Source organism: Colwellia piezophila ATCC BAA-637 (assembly GCF_000378625.1).
Classification (GTDB): domain Bacteria; phylum Pseudomonadota; class Gammaproteobacteria; order Enterobacterales; family Alteromonadaceae; genus Colwellia; species Colwellia piezophila.
The window spans coordinates 71,394-91,163 of the sequence record NZ_KB905175.1 but is presented as its reverse complement, the minus strand read 5'-3'; the positions used below and the strand labels follow the sequence as shown (position 1 = coordinate 91,163).

Below are 19,770 nucleotides of genomic sequence, written 5' to 3'. Positions count from 1 at the left end.
ACTGTTCCAGGTAATACTTTATAACTTTATCAAAGTATTACCTGGGTTTCTGCTAAAAGTGCATTTAATCAGTACTTATCCGGAACTTATGCAACATAAATTCGATATTATTAATCATGATGCAGCGCATCACTTGGCTCCATTAACACCACTTTCCGGGTCGGTACATAGGTGGCAACCAGCACCATAATGATGATTAATAAAGGTATCGCAATTAAACCAACTATATAACTGCCCTGGTTTATCACCATGGTATCTGTCATTTGATTGACCACCAAAAGTGATAAAGTAATGCCGATACTCAAACCAAAAACTAATTGCCAAAGTGCTTTTTTCATAAATAATTGCATAATGTTACTATCGCTGGCGCCAAGCGCTCGGCGTACGCCAATTTCTTGGGTACGTTGACTAATACTGTTGGCGGCAACCGCATAAATACCACTTGCGGCTAAAAATACTGCAATAACACCACATAATAAAAAGACTTTCGAAATGGCCGAGACTAAAATCATTGGTTGTGAGATTAGCTCATCGTAACTTTGTATGTGATAGGCCGTCGCGTTGCTATTCACCTGATTAATGGCTTGTTGTAGCGATTTTTCCGCTAATGCTTGTGAGCCTGAATAATGAATCGCCATATCAATCCAGTTGAAACCGATATTGTCTAACATAAAATAAGAGCTATATTGCTCACTAGACGTGCGCATAGCTGAGCCATGATAAGTATCAGAAACCACACCCACTATGGTTTGCCAACCACCTTCTCTATCTGCATCTGGATTTCTAAAAGCACGACGAACACGTTGGCCAACAGCATCACCATCTGGGAAGAAGTCTTGGGCAATGGATTCATTAATAATGATGGTATCAATTTCTTCACTGATATCACTTTGATTAAAGTCTCGACCACTTAACACTGTCATACCTAGCGCTTGCCAAGCATCACGAGAAACTACCTCATTGTTTGAATAGGGGTTTTCGTTATATACCGCTGCAGCTCTTCCTTCTATTTCAAAGAAGCTTGCCCCTTCGCCTGTACCAGGTAACTGGCTCATAAAAGCTACCCCTTCAATATTAGGCATCTGCTCTAAGGTGTCTTTTAGTTGATAATAGAAGGCTGTTCTTTTAAGAGTATCCTCTAATTCAAACTCGGTATCCCGGCGAATTGGGTAACTTTCTTCAGGTAATTCTACCGTTGCAGTAATTCTGTTTTTGGTATCAACACCGTAATCAGCTTGTCCTGCTGAATAACTGGTTGATAATAATATTGTCGCAATAACAAGTACCACACAAGATAACAATATTTCACTGATCACTAGGATTTGGCTAGCTCTGGCGGCCTTTTTTCCTTGTGATCCGCGAGTACCATCTCTTAATACAGCATTAAAATCACCCGAAAGTGCTCGCCATGCAGGGATAAACCCGGTAATGGCTATCATAGCGATAACAGACAAAATCAATAAAATAATAGCATCAGCATCTAAACTGACATGCCACCAAAATGGTTTTGCTGCATTCACTAGAAACATTTGATCAAAAACACTGTTGCTTAATTCTAAACCCCAACCTGCAATTAATACGGCTAAGAAGCCACCAACGGTGCAAATAAAAATACTTTCAAGTAACATTTGTAATATCAAACGATTACGCGGTACACCCAAGGCAACGCGTATGGCGACTTCTTTAAATCTTTCATTCACTCGGGCGAGTAATAAATTACCGACATTAATACAGGCCAATAATAAAATAAGTACTACTACAACTGCCATGGTGATAAATATTGAATAGAACTGGGTGATACTCGCTTCTTTATAAGGCACTGCTCTTAAGTAACCCTCGAAATCATCAAGTCGCCAGCGCATATTATCGGGTAAATCTTTGACCACTTTTTTGTTGAGTAAAGCCAACTCTTGGGAGAAAGCATCAAACGACACTTCTTTTTTTAACCTAGCGTAAGCAAATAGCCAACTGCGACTTCTGTCTGTTGGTGTTAACATGTTTTGTTCTATCGGCTGCCAAAGCTGGGCGACTGTCGGAAAAGAAAAGCCGGCCGGCATAATGCCTACAACTCTGGTAGCAATGGCATTAACTAAGATAATGCTATCAACAATATCTTCTTGTGCTAAAAAGTAATGCTGCCATATGTCGTAACCTAGTACGACCACAGGCTCAGCCCCTTCAAAGTGATCTGCCGCCTTTAAAGCCCGACCCATAATAGGTTTTACGCCAGCAAACTCAAAAACATTCCACTCAATACGTACCGAATTATATTTACGGGTTGCTGAGTTCTGCTGAGATTGTCCAATAAGCGCGGTACCTTCTTCATAAACACCAAATTCAGCAATGGCATCCATTTCATTTCTTATCGTTAAAAAATCAAAGGCATCAACGCCAATTCTAAATAGATGACTTTGATTATATTCCGCTTCAATGGAAATAACCGGCGCTTCTTTATTTAATAATAAAGGTTTAAATACCAAGCTGCTCAGTAAAGAATAGGTATATAAAGTAAGTCCCAAACCGATGGCAACAATAAAAACGGTTAGGGCAGTAAAAACTGGTTTTTTATGGAGCAGCCTAGCTGCATATTTTATATCAAGAGTTATAGACACCTGAAAATCCTCGTCTCTAGTTAAGAGTAATGATAAAAGCTAAAAATAGATAAATTACACCGCAATGGCTGTAGGTGTTTGGCTGAGTTGATCAGCGACTATCTTGCCATCAAATACCTCTATCATACGTTCAGCTCTTGCTGCAGAGCGCGGGTCATGAGTTACCATACAAATAGTTGCCCCTTCTTGATGTAATTGATCCAATAACGCCATAACGATTTGGGCATTTTTCGAGTCTAAATTACCCGTTGGCTCATCGGCAAGAATAATAGAGGGTTTGGCCGAAATAGCGCGGGCTACAGCAACACGTTGCTGCTGGCCACCGGAAAGTTGTGAAGGGAAATGATCGGCGCGGTGTAACATATCCACTTTTTCTAAGGCTGTATTCACCATAACTGCACGCTGTTTGGCATCAAAATCGCTGCGATATGTTAGTGGCAATTCAACATTTTCTGCTACGGTTAAATCACTGATTAAGTTAAAAGCTTGAAAGATAAAACCTATTTCTTTATTTCTAATCGCTGAACGTTCATCTCGATTTAAATCTGAGACATCATGTCCTGCTAAGGTATAACGACCACTGCTGGAATTATCTAATAAGCCCAATAAGGATAACAAGGTCGACTTACCGCAGCCTGAAGGACCCGAAATAGATAAGTATTCACCTTTATTGATCGTTAAATTGATATTATTGAGTGCGTGGGTTTCAACATCATCGGTATAAAAAATTTTCTTAATCTCATGCAGCTCCACTAAAACTTGTGTCGCCTTTTCTGCATTACTTATATCAGTTGTATTGTTGGTATTATTATTGCTTTTCATCACCTGCTCCTAATTTACGCTAATAGTTTGTAGTTTTTCCCAAGCTGAAATATCAGAAATAATAATATTATTTCCTACCGTTAAGCCTGATGTTATTTGAATATATTGTGTAGATGTTTGACCAAAGTGAATGCGTACTTTATCTGCTTGGCTACCGTCTGCTGCAAGTACATAAGCAAAAGCTTCGCTATGTTCATTAGCAAACATAGGCCGTTTAACAAAAAGTGTATCTGCTATATTAGCAATGGCGATAACACCATTGACGGTGAGATCAGGACGAGCATCTTTTGGCATATCACCAATAAGCTCTATATCAACTTGTACTGAGCCATTATTAACAATGGGATCTATGCGCTGTACAATGCCAACGATCTTACTATTGCGGGTATCTACTATGACTGCTTGACCAAGTTCGACATCTTTAATTTGTTTTTCCGGGATACGCAGCTCAGCAATAAATTCTCCGCTGCGCGCTAACCGGGCAAGATTACTGCCCATTAAGACCCGTTGGCCAAGTTCCATTGGCATCGCTTGTACAATACTGTCCATGGTGGCATGTACTTTTAAAGACTCAACTTGCTGCTGCGCTCTTTGATATATTTTATGCATGCGATTAAGTCTGGCTTGATAAGCTTTTGCTTGTGCAGCTAAACTTTCTTGTTTTTTATTTAAACGTTTTATTTCTAGCTGCCAACGCTCTTTATATTGCGCTACATCTATTTTTACTTCTTCATGAGCAATATGTGAGACAGCGACTGTGCCTTGGTCTAACAATTTTTTCTGGGCGGTATAGGTGAGTAACGCTCGTTGATGATTCAATTTTTCATTAATGACCGCGGCTTCTTGATCTAATAACTCTGAGGCTAACGAGGCGTTGAGTGCATTCGTTTCGGCGACCATCTCTTCTAATTGCCACTTGGTTTCTTCTAGTTGCTGTACTAATTGTGGGTTAGATAACTCCAGTAATAAATCACCCTTTTTTACCTTAGCGCCAGCTTTGATGAGGATACGTTCCACCCGGCCGTCAACATTGGTCGCTACCCAGCGAATATCTTTCGGCACTAGCACGCCAACACCTCGGACGCTTATATTGAGTTGACCACGCTGTACTTGAGCAAGCAATAATTCCGATTTATCAACATGGTATGCTGATGTGTTGCCTGAGAGGTTTACTATCAAGGTAAGTGCAACACCACAGATAGCCGCAATAGAAAACCAGTGCTTAACATTAATTTTTTTCTTCTGCTTCGAGCGAACAATATCCATAACTAAGCCAATTAATAATTCATGGTCTTGTTAGAGCAATCGCCATACCAATTATAAATTAATGATTAAATACAGACAGTTGATTACATTTCAGTTACAACTAAGCACATTTAGTCTCGATATCGAGACGAGGTTATTGAGAGGTAATTTCGATTTCGAAATTGGCAGTTACTAATAAAAAAAATTGAGAGAACATAATGCTTTGGTCAGTAATGCTTTATTGATTCATTCAAAAACAAAAACGCCTTTAGGCAAGACATTGATTGAAGAGAAAATGTTACCAGCAAAGTGGTATAACCACTATAACTATATCCACTACCAACTATAATCAACATGAATAGTGCTTATTTAACCAAATGATTAGTAGTGCTTAGAAAATCAGGTAAAATAGAGATAATAGAAATAAAATTTGTCCAAGCTAATGATGACAATGTTATTAGCGCCTTAGAACTAGAGAGAGAGTTTTAAATGAGTCTATATATAGAATACATTAAAGAAATTGAAAGTCGTAAAAATGATCTAGCATTGGCTCCATTGCCAATTGATGGCGCGGAATTATTATCTGAGATTATTGCTCAAATTAAAGATGTCGCAAATGAGCATCGCGAAGATTCCCTTAACTTTTTTATATATAACACCTTGCCGGGAACGACCAGCGCAGCTGGGGTAAAAGCGACTTTCCTAAAAGAAATCATCTTAGCTGAATTCGTACTAGCAGAAATTACCCCTACGTATGCTTTTGAATTGTTGTCTCACATGAAAGGCGGTCCTTCAATTGAAGTGCTTCTTGATTTAGCGCTTATTGACCTAACACAGTCTGATGACGCATCAGTTGCAAAACCAGCAGCTGAAGTATTAAAAACTCAAGTATTTCTATACGACGCTGATACCGCTCGTCTTGCCACAGCGTTTAAAGCGGGCAATGCAATTGCCAAAGATATTCTTGAAAGCTACGCACAAGCTGAGTTTTTCACTAAGCTGCCAGAAATAGCCGATAAAATTGAAGTTGTTACTTATATTGCCGGTGAAGGTGACATATCAACTGACTTACTTTCTCCTGGTCATCAAGCTCACTCTCGTGCTGACCGTGAATTACACGGCAAGTGTTTGATCACGCCAGAAGCTCAAGCAGAAATACAAGCATTACAAGCTAAGCACCCTAAAGCTAAACTAATGCTTATCGCAGAAAAAGGCACTATGGGTGTTGGCTCTTCTCGTATGTCTGGTGTTAACAACGTTGCACTATTGGCGGGTAAAAAAGCAAGTCCTTACGTACCATTTATTAACATTGCCCCAGTTGTTGCAGGTACTAACGGCATCGCTCCTATCTTCCTGACTACTGTTGATGTAACTGGTGGTATTGGTCTTGACCTTAAAAACTGGGTTAAGAAAGTAGATGCTAATGGCAACAATGTTGTTGATAAAAATGGCGATGCAGTGCTAGAAGAAGCTTACTCGGTAGCTACGGGTACTGTATTAACTATCGATACTAAAGCGCAGAAGTTATATAACGGTGATAAAGAATTAGTTGACGTATCTTCAGCATTCACTCCACAAAAAGTGGAATTCATGAAAGCAGGTGGTTCTTACGCGGTTACATTCGGTAAGAAATTACAAACATTTGCGGCAGAAACTTTGGGCGTTGAAGTACCTGCTGTTTACGCAGCATCTAAAGAGATCTCACATGAAGGTCAAGGTTTAACTGCTGTTGAAAAAATATTTAACCGTAACGCAGTTGGTGTTGCTTCAGAAACTCCATTACATGCAGGTTCTAACGTGCGCGTCACAGTGAACATTATTGGTTCTCAGGACACCACAGGCCCAATGACATGCCAAGAGTTAGAAGCGATGGCTGCTTCTACTATTTCTCCACTCGTTGACGGTGCTTACCAGTCTGGTTGCCACACCGCATCGGTATGGGATAGCAAAGCAAAAGCGAACATTCCTAAGCTTATGAGCTTTATGAATAAGTTTGGTCTTATCACGGCTCGTGATCCTAAAGGCGCTTACCTGCCAATGACAGATGTTATTCATAAAGTATTGAATGATATTACCATAGACGACCGCGCTATCATCATCGGTGGTGATTCGCATACTCGTATGTCTAAAGGCGTAGCGTTTGGTGCCGACTCAGGTACAGTGGCGATCGCATTAGCAACGGGTGAAGCGGCTATGCCAATCCCTGAATCAGTTAAAGTAACCTTTAAAGGTAATATGCAAGACCATGTGGATTTCCGTGATGTCGTGCACGCAACACAATTGCAAATGCTTAAGCAATTTGGTGGCGAAAATGTTTTCCAAGGTCGTGTGATTGAAGTACATATTGGTACTTTATTAGCTGACCAAGCATTCACATTTACCGATTGGTCTGCAGAGATGAAAGCAAAAGCGTCTATCTGTATTTCTGAAGATGACACTTTAGTTCAATCACTTGAACTAGCCAAAAGCCGTATCCAAATAATGATCAATAAGGGTATGGAAAACACAGCAAAAACTCTTACCGGTTTAATTGCTTTAGCTGACAAACGTATCGAAGGCATCAAATCAGGCACTACACCTGCATTAGCACCAGATGATACCGCTAAGTATTACGCAGAAGTGGTTGTTGATTTAGATGCTATTGATGAGCCAATGATTGCTGATCCTGACGTAAACAATGATGATCTATCTAAGCGTTATACCCATGATGTTATTCGCCCTGTTTCATTTTACACGGATAAATCAGTTGATTTAGGTTTTGTTGGTTCTTGTATGGTTCATAAAGGCGATATGCAAATCATCGCGCAAATGTTGCGTAACATGGAAGCGCAAGGTCAGAAGATAGAATTTAAAGCACCCTTAGTTGTCGCGCCACCAACCTACAACATTGTTGATGAGCTTAAAGCTGAAGGTGACTGGGACATTTTACAAAAGTATTCAGGTTTTGAATTCGATGATGCACATCCCAAAGGTGCTGCTCGTACTAAGTACGAAAACATCATGTACCTTGAACGCCCAGGTTGTAACTTATGTATGGGTAACCAAGAGAAAGCTGAACCAGGCGATACGGTAATTGCTACTTCTACACGTTTGTTCCAAGGTCGTGTAGTAGCAGATACTGCAGAGAAGAAAGGTGAATCATTATTGGGTTCAACACCTCTTGTTGTACTTGCAACTATGCTGGGTCGCTTCCCTACTCTTGCAGAGTACAAAAGTGCTGTAGACGGTATTAACTTAACTAAGTTCACTCCACCGACACATGAGCTGAGCACTAAGTTCACCGGTGAAGCTGTAGCAATTAAAATAGTCTAGTTCCTAACTAGGAGCTAATTAGGCGCTAGCTAGGCGCTCTATTTTACTAGTTAAAGAAATAAATAATGGGGGCTACTTTTATAAGTAGCCCCCATTTTTTTTGCCTAGATATTATTACCAACAAGATTAATTACTTAATGGACACTCAAGCTTAGCGGTTAAGTTTGGCATGATTAAATTAGGTGATGCCAGCGGAAAATCAAAGCTCTCAACGCCCTTAATTAATTCAAGTTTGTAGCCATATTGACCACAAATTAAATAACTACGGCGCAATAAAAATGCGGATAGGCGTTCGAAATTAATGTTCTGATTTGAGATAACTTCTAATTGATAATGGTTTTCATCAAATTGCGTTCTTTTAAATTGTAACTGGTGATCAAAGTCCCACTCAGATTGGACTTGCCCAAGCATGGTAATATTGGCTCCTGCACAACCTGCAAACAAAAAAGAACATAACATAGCTAATGTATATTGGCGTATTAGTTTGGTGTTTCGCAATGTCATGCATTACTCTCCTTAAAATTTAGCCTTATAATTTAGCAAATTATAAGGCTATGACAAAATACGAATTACTCGGCTTAGCTAGTGTCCTTTCGCCCAAGTGACATGAGTTAAATGTCTTATGCCATTATGATCAACGCGTAAAAACACTTCACTATTACCTCGCCTACCAAGCGAGTTCCCCCAACCAATTTCACCATTATTCCCTGAAAAGTTGGCTTTATTACAACCCTTGCCTTTCGGTGCATTACAACTGCCGCCATCAGATGAAGACCCTTCATCTGTTTGACTATATGAATCGTAACTATCTGAGTGACCGTATATATCAGCTATTTGCTGATAATCATGGCCGTTTGGGTAAGGAAAAGGCGGATCTTGGTAATCCATGCAAGAAAAGAGTGTTTTATTATCAAAATCTTCATCTTGATGATCTAAACCCAAATTATGTCCTAACTCCTGGCAAGTAACACTTTGCTTCCAACTAGCTTTGTCATAATAACTGAGTGAAAAATAACTATCATTTAACTTGGTATACCCTTGACTAATATGACCATTAGCATCCAATGAAATACCCGCTATACCTAACCAGCCAGTTTGCCCATAAGCTAAATTGCATATACGTAGCCCACCCTTTGGTGCTCGGCATTGTCGACGAATCTTTTTACTCGTGCCCCCATTAGTATCTTCAACCAAGGTCACTTCAGGAGAGGCACTCCAATCACCAACAGCTTGAGTTACATAATCATCCCAGTTGCTAGTGGTACTATTAATGAGTTCCAATTCAAAAGAGCTACTTTCTCTAGCCCAATGATAAGTGCCCCATGAATTATCTGCTGATGCCGATATTGATATTAAGCTTGTCAAAAAAAAGAGTAATGTTTTCATCATAAAACCTCATATTTAGTCAATTATGAATGCTTTCATTAGTATATCTTACCTTGTAATCACCTTTATTTGAGTATAGTAAAGACCGCAAGAATATCTTCCTTACATGAATAAGCTCCCCCCCCCCTACGACTCATTAACTTACACTTCCTCTGCATTATCAACTTACCTCAAAAGTCACGATACAAAAAAACAACCTATACTTATAAATCAATCTTCAACATCAGGAGACCATCATGTCTACTGAACAAGAGCAAGAAAACAACTGGTCGCTGTCTATGCATCAAATTGAATGTTGCAACTGTAGCCATGGCTGTGGATGTCAGTTTTCAGGTTTTCCTGACAGTGACGCTGGCAGTTGTGAAGCCTTATTAGGTTTCTATATCAAGACAGGCCATTTGGACGATTTAGATTTAAGTGATATTAAAGTCATATTTGCCGCAGCGTGGCCCAAAGCCATCCATCAAGGTGATGGCAAAGCCATATTATTTATAGACTCTGCCGCCTCTACTGAGCAAATAGGTGCCATTGCTAATATTTTCACCGGCCAGTTTGGTGGTATGCCCTTTGAAGCACTGGCAGGAACATTTTCTGAACTAGAAGGGCCTATCGTGGCTGATATTCAAATGAACATAGATAATAAACATTCTAGCTTTAGTATCGTTGATGTCATTGAGGTTGAGCATACGCCGTTAATCAACCCGATGAATGGTGAAGATCAGAATGTCCATATCACCTACCCTGATGGCGGTTTCTTTTGGAACGATGGCATCATTGGCACAACTAAAGCGATGTCGATAAAACATAATATGTTGTCGTTTAATCATGTTGGTCTCTTTGCCGCAAAAGCCGAAGTGAATTGGGCCAACTGATAATAATTGACAACCATTGATAATTTCACCACAAGGGTTCCCCCGAATGCTCAGGGCAATTCAACGAGTAAAACAGTGGCCAATATATTTGGTGTTAACCATTATCTTTGCCGCTTGGTATTACATGTTTTTTCTGATGACAATGAATATGGCTCCTGTCGCTCAGTGGAACTACTTAGATATTGCCATGTTATTTTTAATGTGGGCAATAATGATGGCAGGCATGATGTTACCTTCAGCCCTGCCGGTAATATATTTAATCGAAAAGATAAACCGTCAGCGTCAAGCTAGAAAGGCACCATACGCAGCAAGCTTTTACTTTATTTTGGGTTATTTACTCGCTTGGTGTAGTTACAGTTTTGCCATCACTATTCTGCAATGGTGGTTTCATCATTTAGCGTTATTAACGCCAATGATGAAAAGCGCTCAGCTTGAATTTACTTGCTTAATACTTTTATTAGCGGGTGTTTATCAATGGCTACCTATTAAGCAACGCTGCTTAAACCATTGTCGTTCACCCCTTGGATTCTTAACGTCTTCTTGGCAAGAAGGAATTAAAGGCGCTATTAAAATGGGCTTTAGCCATGGTCAATATTGCCTTGGTTGCTGCTGGGCGTTAATGGCATTGTTATTGGTTTTTGGGGTGATGAGTTTACAATGGATTTTTGCCCTAACACTACTCGTTGCTATTGAAAAAACAGCTCCTCAAGGCGCTTTATTTAGCAAGGTAATAGGAGCAATGTTAGTGTTATTGGCAATATATTTAGCGATAGAGTGATTAAATACTTAGTGGATGTTCCACTAATTTAAAGCTAGTGTTCGGCTCACCATAGACATAAATACTACAATTCTCCCAGCTAGTTGGTAACTTCCAAGTACTATGCTTTTCAATGGTATATTGGTGACGTTTATTAGCACAGCGTACATCCAAGGTATGCAATGAGCCTTTAATTTCTGTGAGTGAAAATTCCTTTCTTACTAAGGCCGTCGTCCAGAAATCTTCTTTGATATCGCCAGCTATGACAAGATTTTTATCTCCGGCAATAAGCATATCCACTTTATCAATGGTTTCGGCAAATTGCGCAAGATAGGGTTCAGCTACAGGAAGCTTTTTCAACCTTTCATAAGTTGCGTACGCGGCTTTAAACTCATTTAATTCAATCTCTAAGTTAAACACCTGGTAAAGTACTGATAATTTTTGTTTTTCATCACTTAAACGCCCCAATGCCTTAGCTACGCGGCTCAAATACTTTAACTGTTTATCTTTATCCCCTTGCACCTTGGCATAATCAGCTGATAATAATTGAAGATAATTATACTCAGATAAGTGCATAGATCTGTTCTTTTGCATCTTAGCTAAAAGTTTATCTAGCTCTTTAAAGTCCTTGGCTTCTAGTGCGTCGACAGCTTTGGTATATTTACCTTTAAACTTACGGCTAACACCTTTGGTACCACCGCCACTCATTCTAAAATCTAATTGAACTGTATTTACACATTGCTGAATAGCTTTTCCATTTGAAAAAGCAGGTTTATAGCGCCACTTTTTAGCCGCCTTTTTAGACTCTTTAATAAAATCTTGACTACCTGAGCTATCTTTTACAATAATATCTTCTACTCTACCCTCTTCGTTTATAACAAAACTTAAAATAGCCCAACCCTCCCTGCCATTTCTAGCAGCTGATAATGGGTATTTAGGGTTTACTCGCTTTATTGGCTCAGGAGTAGTAATGGTAGAGAGGTATTTAGAGATATTTTCAATGTCATCGGTATTAATGCTATTTTCTTGTGCTCGTGCTGCATTGGTCAACGTTAGTAGAGGCAATAACACTATAATGATCAATAATTTTTTCATCTGTCCATCCTTTGATTTAATTACAGGCTATATTTAGTTAAAAACCGACAATGAAGTTGGTTTTAACAAGACTCTGCAGGCAACAATAAAACATCACGATATGATGTTTTAATTGCTGTTAAAAATAATGTTATCTACCCATACCGTATCATCACCTCTGCTGACACTGCCATCTTTTTGATAACGAAACTCAATAACGTGCTGGCCATGTGATAACTCTGTTGTTAGCGTTTGCCAGTCTGCAGAAACGGTATTTTCAACCACATTCCCATCTACCAGTAAATAAAAGCGGTCACAACATGACTCAGAACTCACCTTTACTTCAAAACTCAATGTGCCTGCAGAAAAAACATTTTGCCAAACAATGCTGCTTATCTGATTATCACTAATATCGCCTGAGCGAAGTGCATAGTTCTCACTCCCAGTTTGCGCTATATTTTCAATAGTCCACTGCGCATTGGTATCACTACCATGGGTCCAATCATTTGGCAGGGTGACTGATTCAAAAGTAATATTTGCTTGATTTATCGCTGTGGGTTGAGAATCAATATCATTGGGATCGGTACTATAAATATTAATTTCATCGCCATCACTAAACAGATCACCATCACTGTCCACTACCAGAGGATTGGTAAAGTATTCGAGCGCCTCAGCGCCATCCGTTAATCCATCACCATCAGTGTCCGACACTATGGGTTTGGTCAAATAGCTATAGACTTCTTCGAAGTCATTTAATCCATCCTCATCGGTATCAATATTATTTGGCAAGGTAAGTGACTGAAACTCTTCAATATTGATTAAACCATCACTATCTAAATCAGTGATTGCATCAGTTGCATCATTATCATTCAGGCCAAACTTTGACTCCCACCATAAAGGCATGCCGTCATTATCAACATCTATAATGGGTACTTGCGCTAAAAAATAGCCTTTGAAACTTTCATCTTGTAATTCAATATTACTCAAATCACCAAAAACCAATAATACTTGCTGATTTCGATTTGTTAGCAACAGATTATTTTGGTCATTAATATTCATATCGTAAAAAGAAGCTGATACCGCATAATCATAGAAGTCGGTAATATTTAGCTGCTGAGTTTCTATGCCACCGGCATCATACTGTTTAATTACGCCATTCCACGAGGCGGTATAAATATTACTATGAGTATCAACGGCGATAGCTCTAGCTTCACTCACGGTAAAGCTGCTCATTAATTCCATAGTGTCAGGGTCATATTTATCCACTTGATAGCCAGAAAGTGCATAGAGCATATTATCTTGGCCAAGTGTTATATCGATATATTCGCCACCAGCGAAGAACTGCTCTGAATTGTTATCTAAATTAAAGCGCACAATGCCAGCGGTATCACTACCTGAAATAGACATATCGGTAACATAAACATAGTTATTAAAGTGCGCTATGCCGCCATAAGTGCCATTATTTACAATGCCCCAGCCATCATAGCTTTTATGGTGCCAAGTGGCATGAATGGGATTATAAATAGAAAGCGATGGTGAAAATACGCCATTAAAAACAGCGATACGTCCATCAGCTAACACGGTTAAATCTCTGGCATTATAATCCATTACTGGAACGTTAATTGAGCTAAGCAACTGTTGGTCAAAATCATATAAATACAATTTTTGGTTAGCTAAGGTAACGTTTTGCACACCCTGCTCGAATAAATTTAATAGCGGAGTAAATTGAAGATTATCTAAATACACACCGCAGTTATCGACTTTAAAAGCAACTGTATGCCTACCCCTAGGTATCACCGCAACTACTGATTGCCAACTTTCATCGAAACGGATTCGTTGATTTAGTTCATCATCAATATAAACAGAGATGTATGAACTGCTTTGACAATTGCTTTTTACGTCAAAAGTTAAATTATTACCATTAAAATAACCACTGAATGAGATAGCTGATTGACCTGCAGAGAAGATGCTATAGTCACCATCAGAGCTTTCCAGGTTACTTACTCCCCAGCTACTGGCAAGTGCATCATCAATAAGCCAATCAATGGGTAAAATGGCATCTTCAAATGAAAGAAGTAAGGTCTCAATAATGTTAGGTATTGAATTTCCATCATGTGGGTCTGTTTGTTCAGAATATTCATCCAGATTAGAAATACCATCATCATCGGCATCTAAAAGCGCATCGTTACCATCAAGTAAATTCAAGCTTTGGCTAACTTCCCAAGCATCGGGCATGCCATCTTTATCGCTATCACTACTTAATGGGTTAGATAAGTGCACATTAACTTCATCTGAGTCACTTAAACCATCGTTATCCGAGTCACTATTGGTTGGGTCGGTAGCGTGTTGAAATTCCTCTAAGTTTGAAAGCGCATCAGAATCAGCGTTGAGGGCGGCATCTGAACCATCTTGGCTATCCAAACCATATAAATTTTCCCACCAATCATCAATGCCATCACTATCACTGTCATGACCAAAATCAATAGCCGTTAAGACCCCGTTTGTTCCAGCAATATAAAGTGCACCTTCTACAGACAGAGATACTACTCCAGAAACAGGGTAACTCCATACTTGCTCATGAGTATTTAAGTCAATGGCATAGGTATTTACCCCGTCTTGCACAAACGCAAGGTTCAAGGTGAGTACAACATTGCCCTGTAACTGAGCATTATTTTGTGGACGCCAACTCCAAAGTTCTGCACCTGAAAACTGGTCGAGTACGGTTAAGCTACCAGATCTATTAGCATAAATTTTACCTAATGCAACTGAAGGTGTGCCGATAAATCGACTGTAATAGTCATTAGTTTCAATGCTCCAGATATTTTCTGCTGATCTGCTATCAAAAGCATAAAGGTTATATCCCGAGATAACTAACGCAGTATTTTGTCCGGTTAATATCGGTGTTTGACAGCTTATATTGAGCGCTTCATTCTTTTGAACTGCCAATCCCGTTGATTTATCCGCGATGACAAAGCCATCTGAAAAGTAAAACACATGTTCACTATCAACTGCTGGAGTCCAATTATCACACTGAGCTAACGTTTGAAACCACAACTCTTGCCCTGTTGAGCCATCAAACTTATAACTGCCTCCATAAGTGCCACCAGCAACATATATGTCATTATCAAAAATAGTAGGCGCTTTATAACGTGACCATTGGTTACCATAACTAGCAGCAAAGATACTTTCACCATTCCCTGCATTTAAAGCGCGTAGATAAGAGTTGTTGTCTTCCCTTGTTTGAAAATAGACTTTGCCATTATGCAAAGCGGGAGCATTTATAGAATGACTGTTGTCATAGCTTTGCTGCCAAGCCACAATGCCATTGACAGCATTAATGCCAAAGACAAATTGCTCACTGTTATTACCATTACTGGTGGCAAATACTTTACCATTAGCGGCAACGACAGGGTTTAAGCCGTTAACCGAAGGGATTACCACAGACCAACGTACAGATAGATTTTCTGGTGCAATAGTAATTGCAGAAAATCCTGAATGATCAGCATTGCCTTGATAGCTATTCCACAGTTTAGGGGCGGGAATATCGTTGATATCCGTAGGATCCGTTGTTAAGAAGAACTCCAGAGAGTTAGCGTAACTATCGTTATCAAAATCTAATTCTGCATCGCTATTCGAAAGCGGGTCAAAGCCATAAGTTATTTCCCAACCATCAGGCATGTTATCAGCATCCGAATCACGATTAAGCGGCTGGGTTAAATAGATGTGCACTTCATCACCATCAGTTAAACCATCTAAATCTGAATCGGCATGATTGGGGTTAGTTAGCTCAGTCATTTCATCAATATTAACTAAACCATCACTATCGGCATCAGCATTCGCATCATTACTATTGATATCAAGCTGATTGTTAATTTCATATAAATCAGATAAACCATCATTATCACTATCAGCGCTTAGCGGGTTAGATAGATGTTCATTGATTTCTTCGCTATCGGTTAAACCATCATCGTCTGAGTCAGTTAAAAGTGGGTTTGTGCCGTGCTCATTCACTTCTGCACCATCAAGTAAGCCATCTTGATCGCTATCATTTAGCAAAGGAGAGGTAAAGTGGCTATTGACTTCAGCGCCATCAAGTAGACCATCGTTATCAGTATCGGCAATAATGGGGTTAGTTTTTAAAGCAAACTCTTCAAGATTTATTAAACCATCATTATCTGAATCTAAAGCAGCATCATCTGAATTATTATCATCGAAGTTATATAAAGATTCCCACCATAGCGGCAAGCCGTCACCATCAGCATCAACAACACCTATAGCTGAAATATTTAGTGTACCATCACTTAAGAGTGTCACTAAATTCAGCTCGTCACCATTAGGCGTTAGGGCTAGCGGAGTTCCAACAACATCTAGCTCCGCCATCAAGGTCAAATCATCTAACTGCCAAATTTTAAGCTTTGGTGAATTGTTACTATTTTCTAAAGACACTATTAAGTTAGAAATAGAAATGATATCGATAGATTGAAGCCCTAAACTTGCAGTTAACGCTTCATTTAATAAATTATATACACCACCATTTCCTGTTATCGCGTATTCACCATCAGCAGTAATTTTTATTGGGGGAGAAATACCAAAATCACCTCGAATATCACCTTCTTCTGTAATATGGCCAAGTATTTGATCAACCCTTTGATAATGTAAATTACCAAACTCTATAGAATACACCCTAGAATCAATTTCATTCCATGCATAAGTGCTTGAATGACGATTCCAATCTTTGCTGTCTCTTATTTCACCCTGCTTGTCCAAAATATAATGGGTATTCCAGGCGCCATTGGCATTCTCCGCTAAGAGGAAATTTCCGACTGAAGCCAAGCTCCTAACATCAGCGCCAATATTGGCAAACATATTCTCTTTCAATTCATCAAGATCAAAGCGAGTTATCGCTCCTGATGAATAGCCGAGGTATAATCGGTTATGTTCTGCAGAATAAGCCATAGATAGACTATCGCCAAAATCATGATAGATAGTCGATGACATCACAATAGGGTTAGTAAATTGATTGGTGGCCGATAACCAACGGTAAATTCTGTTATTAACAGAACTGAGGAAGTAAATATTGCCAGCATCATCAGACACTATTTTATCTGGTATAAAAAGCGGCTGAGTGGCTAAAACATCACAGCCATGTCCATTACTATGACTCGATAACCAACAGGCAGAATCAAGTGGGTATTCATCGATAACGAGATTTGTTGATGATTCAGTAAAACCTTCATGCCAATTATCAGGGAAACCATCTTGGTCAGTATCCAACGAGGCTGAATTATCTAATGGGAATGCATCCAAGGTATTCTTAACGCCATCATTATCATTATCATCACTGGGTAAATAATCGATAAAATGAAGTGAGCCATTATGCTTTAAAATTAATAACGCACTATCAGTAAACGCTTTAACCGCTTTAAATTCACCACTGAGGTGTCTAACTTCAACCAAACGGAGGTTTGAGTCCCTTCTTTTTAGCGTTATATTCTCCTGATTACTTGACTGCAGTATTGTGACTAAACTGCCATCGTCTAACCAAAATGCTTGGGTGAAATTAGCATCTACCGCTGTTAACCAAGTTAAAGAGTCTGCATTGTATATATCACCGCTGCCTAGCAATACTTTGCTGCCATCAGTTGAGATAACAATGGGGCCTGAAATGCGGTAATCGCCATGGTAGGGTGACTCTACTAGATCAACAAATTCCCCATTACCGTTAATAGTACGATAATGCAAATCATTGGGGGAGATACCATCCCTAAAATGATAAAGTCGATTTTTTACGCTATTCCAAGCATTGACCTTTGAAGAATCATAATAGTTATTACTTTCACTCAATTTTTCGCCACTTCGAGCAAAAGTTACATAGTTACCTTGATAACCTCGACAATCTAGCGCTATCAACAAACTGCCCGCATCGATTAAAGCATTTACACATTGCTCAACAGAAGAAAAGTCAGTTAAAACATACTCTTGGTTTAAATACTTTATTTCACCGCTGTCTAAACCAACATATAGGCGTTGATGATCTTGATGAAAGATCATCGAGCTTACATTGCCAATTTGTTGGGTATTTATAACGTGATTAGTAGTAATATCAAAAGTTACTAAAGTGCCATCTTCTTGATAAAAATAAGCAATCTTGTCATTAGAAGCCGATATAAAGTTAGACGGGCTTTCAGCTAGCGTATTTAGGTAGCAATTTTCGCCATCACCATCGCCAACTAAATAACAATTGCTATTATCTGGATAAAAATCGGCATTATCGCCAATATTATCGCCATCAGTATCTTGCCACTCGCTAGGGTCAAAAGGGAATAAATCAACATTGTCATTACGGCCGTCACCATCATCATCAGTATCAATATCGTTGGTTAAACCATCGCCATCAAAATCAGATGAGGCATGAGCAGATATAATAAAATCAACATACTGCTCAGCCTGCTCAATAATACCTGCTAAATTACCTGCTCCTTCAATAAAGTCGCCAAAGATAATGTCACTAATATCATTTGTTGTTTGACCTGCCTCAAGGGTTATTTGTCCTTCAGTAATAAGTTTTTTTGTAATAATAACTTTAGCATTATCGATAAAACGTTGCAGTTCGTTTACCGATAACTCGCCCGATTGAACAAGCTGTATTTTCTCATCAATTAAAGCTGAAACTTGTTCAGAAAAGGGCGAAATCACCGCCCCTTGAACAAGTTCGTTTTCAATTAAATTAGTATCGATAGGTGGTAATGATAAAGTGAACGGGGTGGTCGTAAAGTCTAACTCTGGACGTGATAAGTCCTGAGCACCAGCACCGATATAAGCTCTCATCGGTACTTTACTCAGTAGCAATGACTTATCCGCCGGCAACAATAAAGTATAACTACCGACCTGGTTCGTTGTGGTAGAAATCTCGCCATCATCAAAATGTCTATTAAAATTTTCATCTAGGTAGACAATAGCACCGCTGATATAGCCATCAATAACTTGGCCACTCACTTCAATACTGTCTTTTACTATTAAGGATACTTGCAGTATTTGTAAGTCATCACTGCCGTCGTTAACAATAATTTTGATTTGATAACTGCCTGAATCAGTTAAACTCGGTTGACCTACTAAGCTAGAACTTATTGAATCAAAACGTAGCCACGCGGGGTGATCTGCTAAAGTGACTGACATTTCATCTAGATCTGCATCGGATATTTCAACCGGGATGAGAATTAGTTCTTTTTCTAGTACTTGGTACTCAGCCTGAGCAGTTATGATTACAGGTAAACGATTCATATTGAGCACTTCAATCGAAAACGTTGGCAGTACGGCGTTGCTTGTTCCATCTGAGGCAGAAATTTTAATCGCTGAATAAATACCAGCGTGATCGAAATTAGGCGTTCCTAACAACTCACCTGTTGTCGCATCGAAGGTTGCCCATGAAGGTAGGTTTTCAATGGTAAAATTAATCGAACCACTATTAAAATATTGGCTAGTAATTCTGAATAGGTACTGTGTATTCTCATTAACCGCCAAGACAGGTGAACCAGATAAAGCGGCAGTTGGAGTATTAACAACTTTAGTCTCATCTCCATCACTGCCACCACCACATGAAGTGATAAATAATGTTATGAAGATAATTGATATAATTTGAAGCGACCGTGGGATACACACAGACAAATCCATTTGTAAAAAGAGTATTGAT

At 39.2% G+C, this 19,770-nt stretch carries 10 protein-coding genes; 3 read left to right on the top strand and 7 right to left on the bottom strand.

Annotated features, from left to right (window positions below; translation table 11 throughout):
- Positions 1 to 110: 110 nt before the first annotated feature.
- Genes F580_RS0121265 through F580_RS0121255 form a run of 3 tightly spaced genes read right to left on the bottom strand, consistent with a single transcriptional unit; the run spans position 111 to position 4,700 of the window.
- Positions 111 to 2,612, bottom strand: a complete 2,502-nt coding sequence (locus F580_RS0121265) for an FtsX-like permease family protein (RefSeq protein ID WP_019029790.1) — start codon at positions 2,610 to 2,612, stop codon at positions 111 to 113.
- A gap of 54 nt (positions 2,613 to 2,666) precedes the next feature.
- Positions 2,667 to 3,434, bottom strand: a complete 768-nt coding sequence (locus F580_RS0121260) for an ABC transporter ATP-binding protein (RefSeq protein ID WP_019029789.1) — start codon at positions 3,432 to 3,434, stop codon at positions 2,667 to 2,669.
- Positions 3,435 to 3,443: 9 nt separating this feature from the next.
- Entirely contained in the window at positions 3,444 to 4,700 is a 1,257-nt protein-coding gene (locus F580_RS0121255; RefSeq protein ID WP_019029788.1) for an efflux RND transporter periplasmic adaptor subunit, read from the bottom strand.
- A gap of 468 nt (positions 4,701 to 5,168) precedes the next feature.
- On the opposite strand from F580_RS0121255, the gene F580_RS0121250 reads away from it, so the two are divergent.
- Complete coding sequence (locus tag F580_RS0121250) at positions 5,169 to 7,991, top strand: bifunctional aconitate hydratase 2/2-methylisocitrate dehydratase (protein ID WP_019029787.1); 2,823 nt, start codon at positions 5,169 to 5,171, stop codon at positions 7,989 to 7,991.
- Between the two features lie 126 nt (positions 7,992 to 8,117).
- Here the strand turns inward: F580_RS0121250 and F580_RS0121245 are convergent, their stop codons facing one another.
- Together F580_RS0121245 and F580_RS0121240 are read right to left on the bottom strand one after the other, a co-directional pair.
- Positions 8,118 to 8,495, bottom strand: a complete 378-nt coding sequence (locus F580_RS0121245; RefSeq protein ID WP_019029786.1) for a hypothetical protein — start codon at positions 8,493 to 8,495, stop codon at positions 8,118 to 8,120.
- Positions 8,496 to 8,573: 78 nt separating this feature from the next.
- Complete coding sequence (locus F580_RS0121240) at positions 8,574 to 9,380, bottom strand: zinc metalloprotease (RefSeq protein WP_157443204.1); 807 nt, start codon at positions 9,378 to 9,380, stop codon at positions 8,574 to 8,576.
- A 233-nt stretch (positions 9,381 to 9,613) separates the two neighbouring features.
- On the opposite strand from F580_RS0121240, the gene F580_RS0121235 reads away from it, so the two are divergent.
- Both F580_RS0121235 and F580_RS0121230 read left to right on the top strand, forming a co-directional pair.
- Complete coding sequence (locus F580_RS0121235) at positions 9,614 to 10,249, top strand: DUF1326 domain-containing protein (protein ID WP_019029784.1); 636 nt, start codon at positions 9,614 to 9,616, stop codon at positions 10,247 to 10,249.
- Positions 10,250 to 10,295: 46 nt separating this feature from the next.
- The gene (locus F580_RS0121230; protein WP_019029783.1) at positions 10,296 to 11,027 is read left to right on the top strand and encodes a DUF2182 domain-containing protein; all 732 of its coding nucleotides are present in this window, start codon (positions 10,296 to 10,298) and stop codon (positions 11,025 to 11,027) included.
- Here F580_RS0121230 and F580_RS0121225 read toward each other — a convergent pair whose 3' ends face one another.
- Positions 11,028 to 12,101 carry an energy transducer TonB gene (locus F580_RS0121225; protein WP_019029782.1) on the bottom strand — a complete coding sequence of 358 codons (1,074 nt, stop codon included), beginning with the start codon at positions 12,099 to 12,101 and terminating at the stop codon, positions 11,028 to 11,030.
- Positions 12,102 to 12,209: 108 nt separating this feature from the next.
- Complete coding sequence (locus F580_RS0121220) at positions 12,210 to 19,739, bottom strand: outer membrane protein assembly factor BamB family protein (protein ID WP_019029781.1); 7,530 nt, start codon at positions 19,737 to 19,739, stop codon at positions 12,210 to 12,212.
- Between the last annotated feature and the right edge of the window lie 31 nt (positions 19,740 to 19,770).

Coding starts and splice junctions, on each gene's coding strand:
- F580_RS0121260 (WP_019029789.1), bottom strand. CDS start 3,434: ATGAAAAGCAATAATAATACCAACAATACAACTGATATAAGTAATGCA.
- F580_RS0121255 (WP_019029788.1), bottom strand. CDS start 4,700: ATGGATATTGTTCGCTCGAAGCAGAAGAAAAAAATTAATGTTAAGCAC.
- F580_RS0121250 (WP_019029787.1), top strand. CDS start 5,169: ATGAGTCTATATATAGAATACATTAAAGAAATTGAAAGTCGTAAAAAT.
- F580_RS0121245 (WP_019029786.1), bottom strand. CDS start 8,495: ATGACATTGCGAAACACCAAACTAATACGCCAATATACATTAGCTATG.
- F580_RS0121240 (WP_157443204.1), bottom strand. CDS start 9,380: ATGATGAAAACATTACTCTTTTTTTTGACAAGCTTAATATCAATATCG.
- F580_RS0121235 (WP_019029784.1), top strand. CDS start 9,614: ATGTCTACTGAACAAGAGCAAGAAAACAACTGGTCGCTGTCTATGCAT.
- F580_RS0121230 (WP_019029783.1), top strand. CDS start 10,296: ATGCTCAGGGCAATTCAACGAGTAAAACAGTGGCCAATATATTTGGTG.
- F580_RS0121225 (WP_019029782.1), bottom strand. CDS start 12,101: ATGAAAAAATTATTGATCATTATAGTGTTATTGCCTCTACTAACGTTG.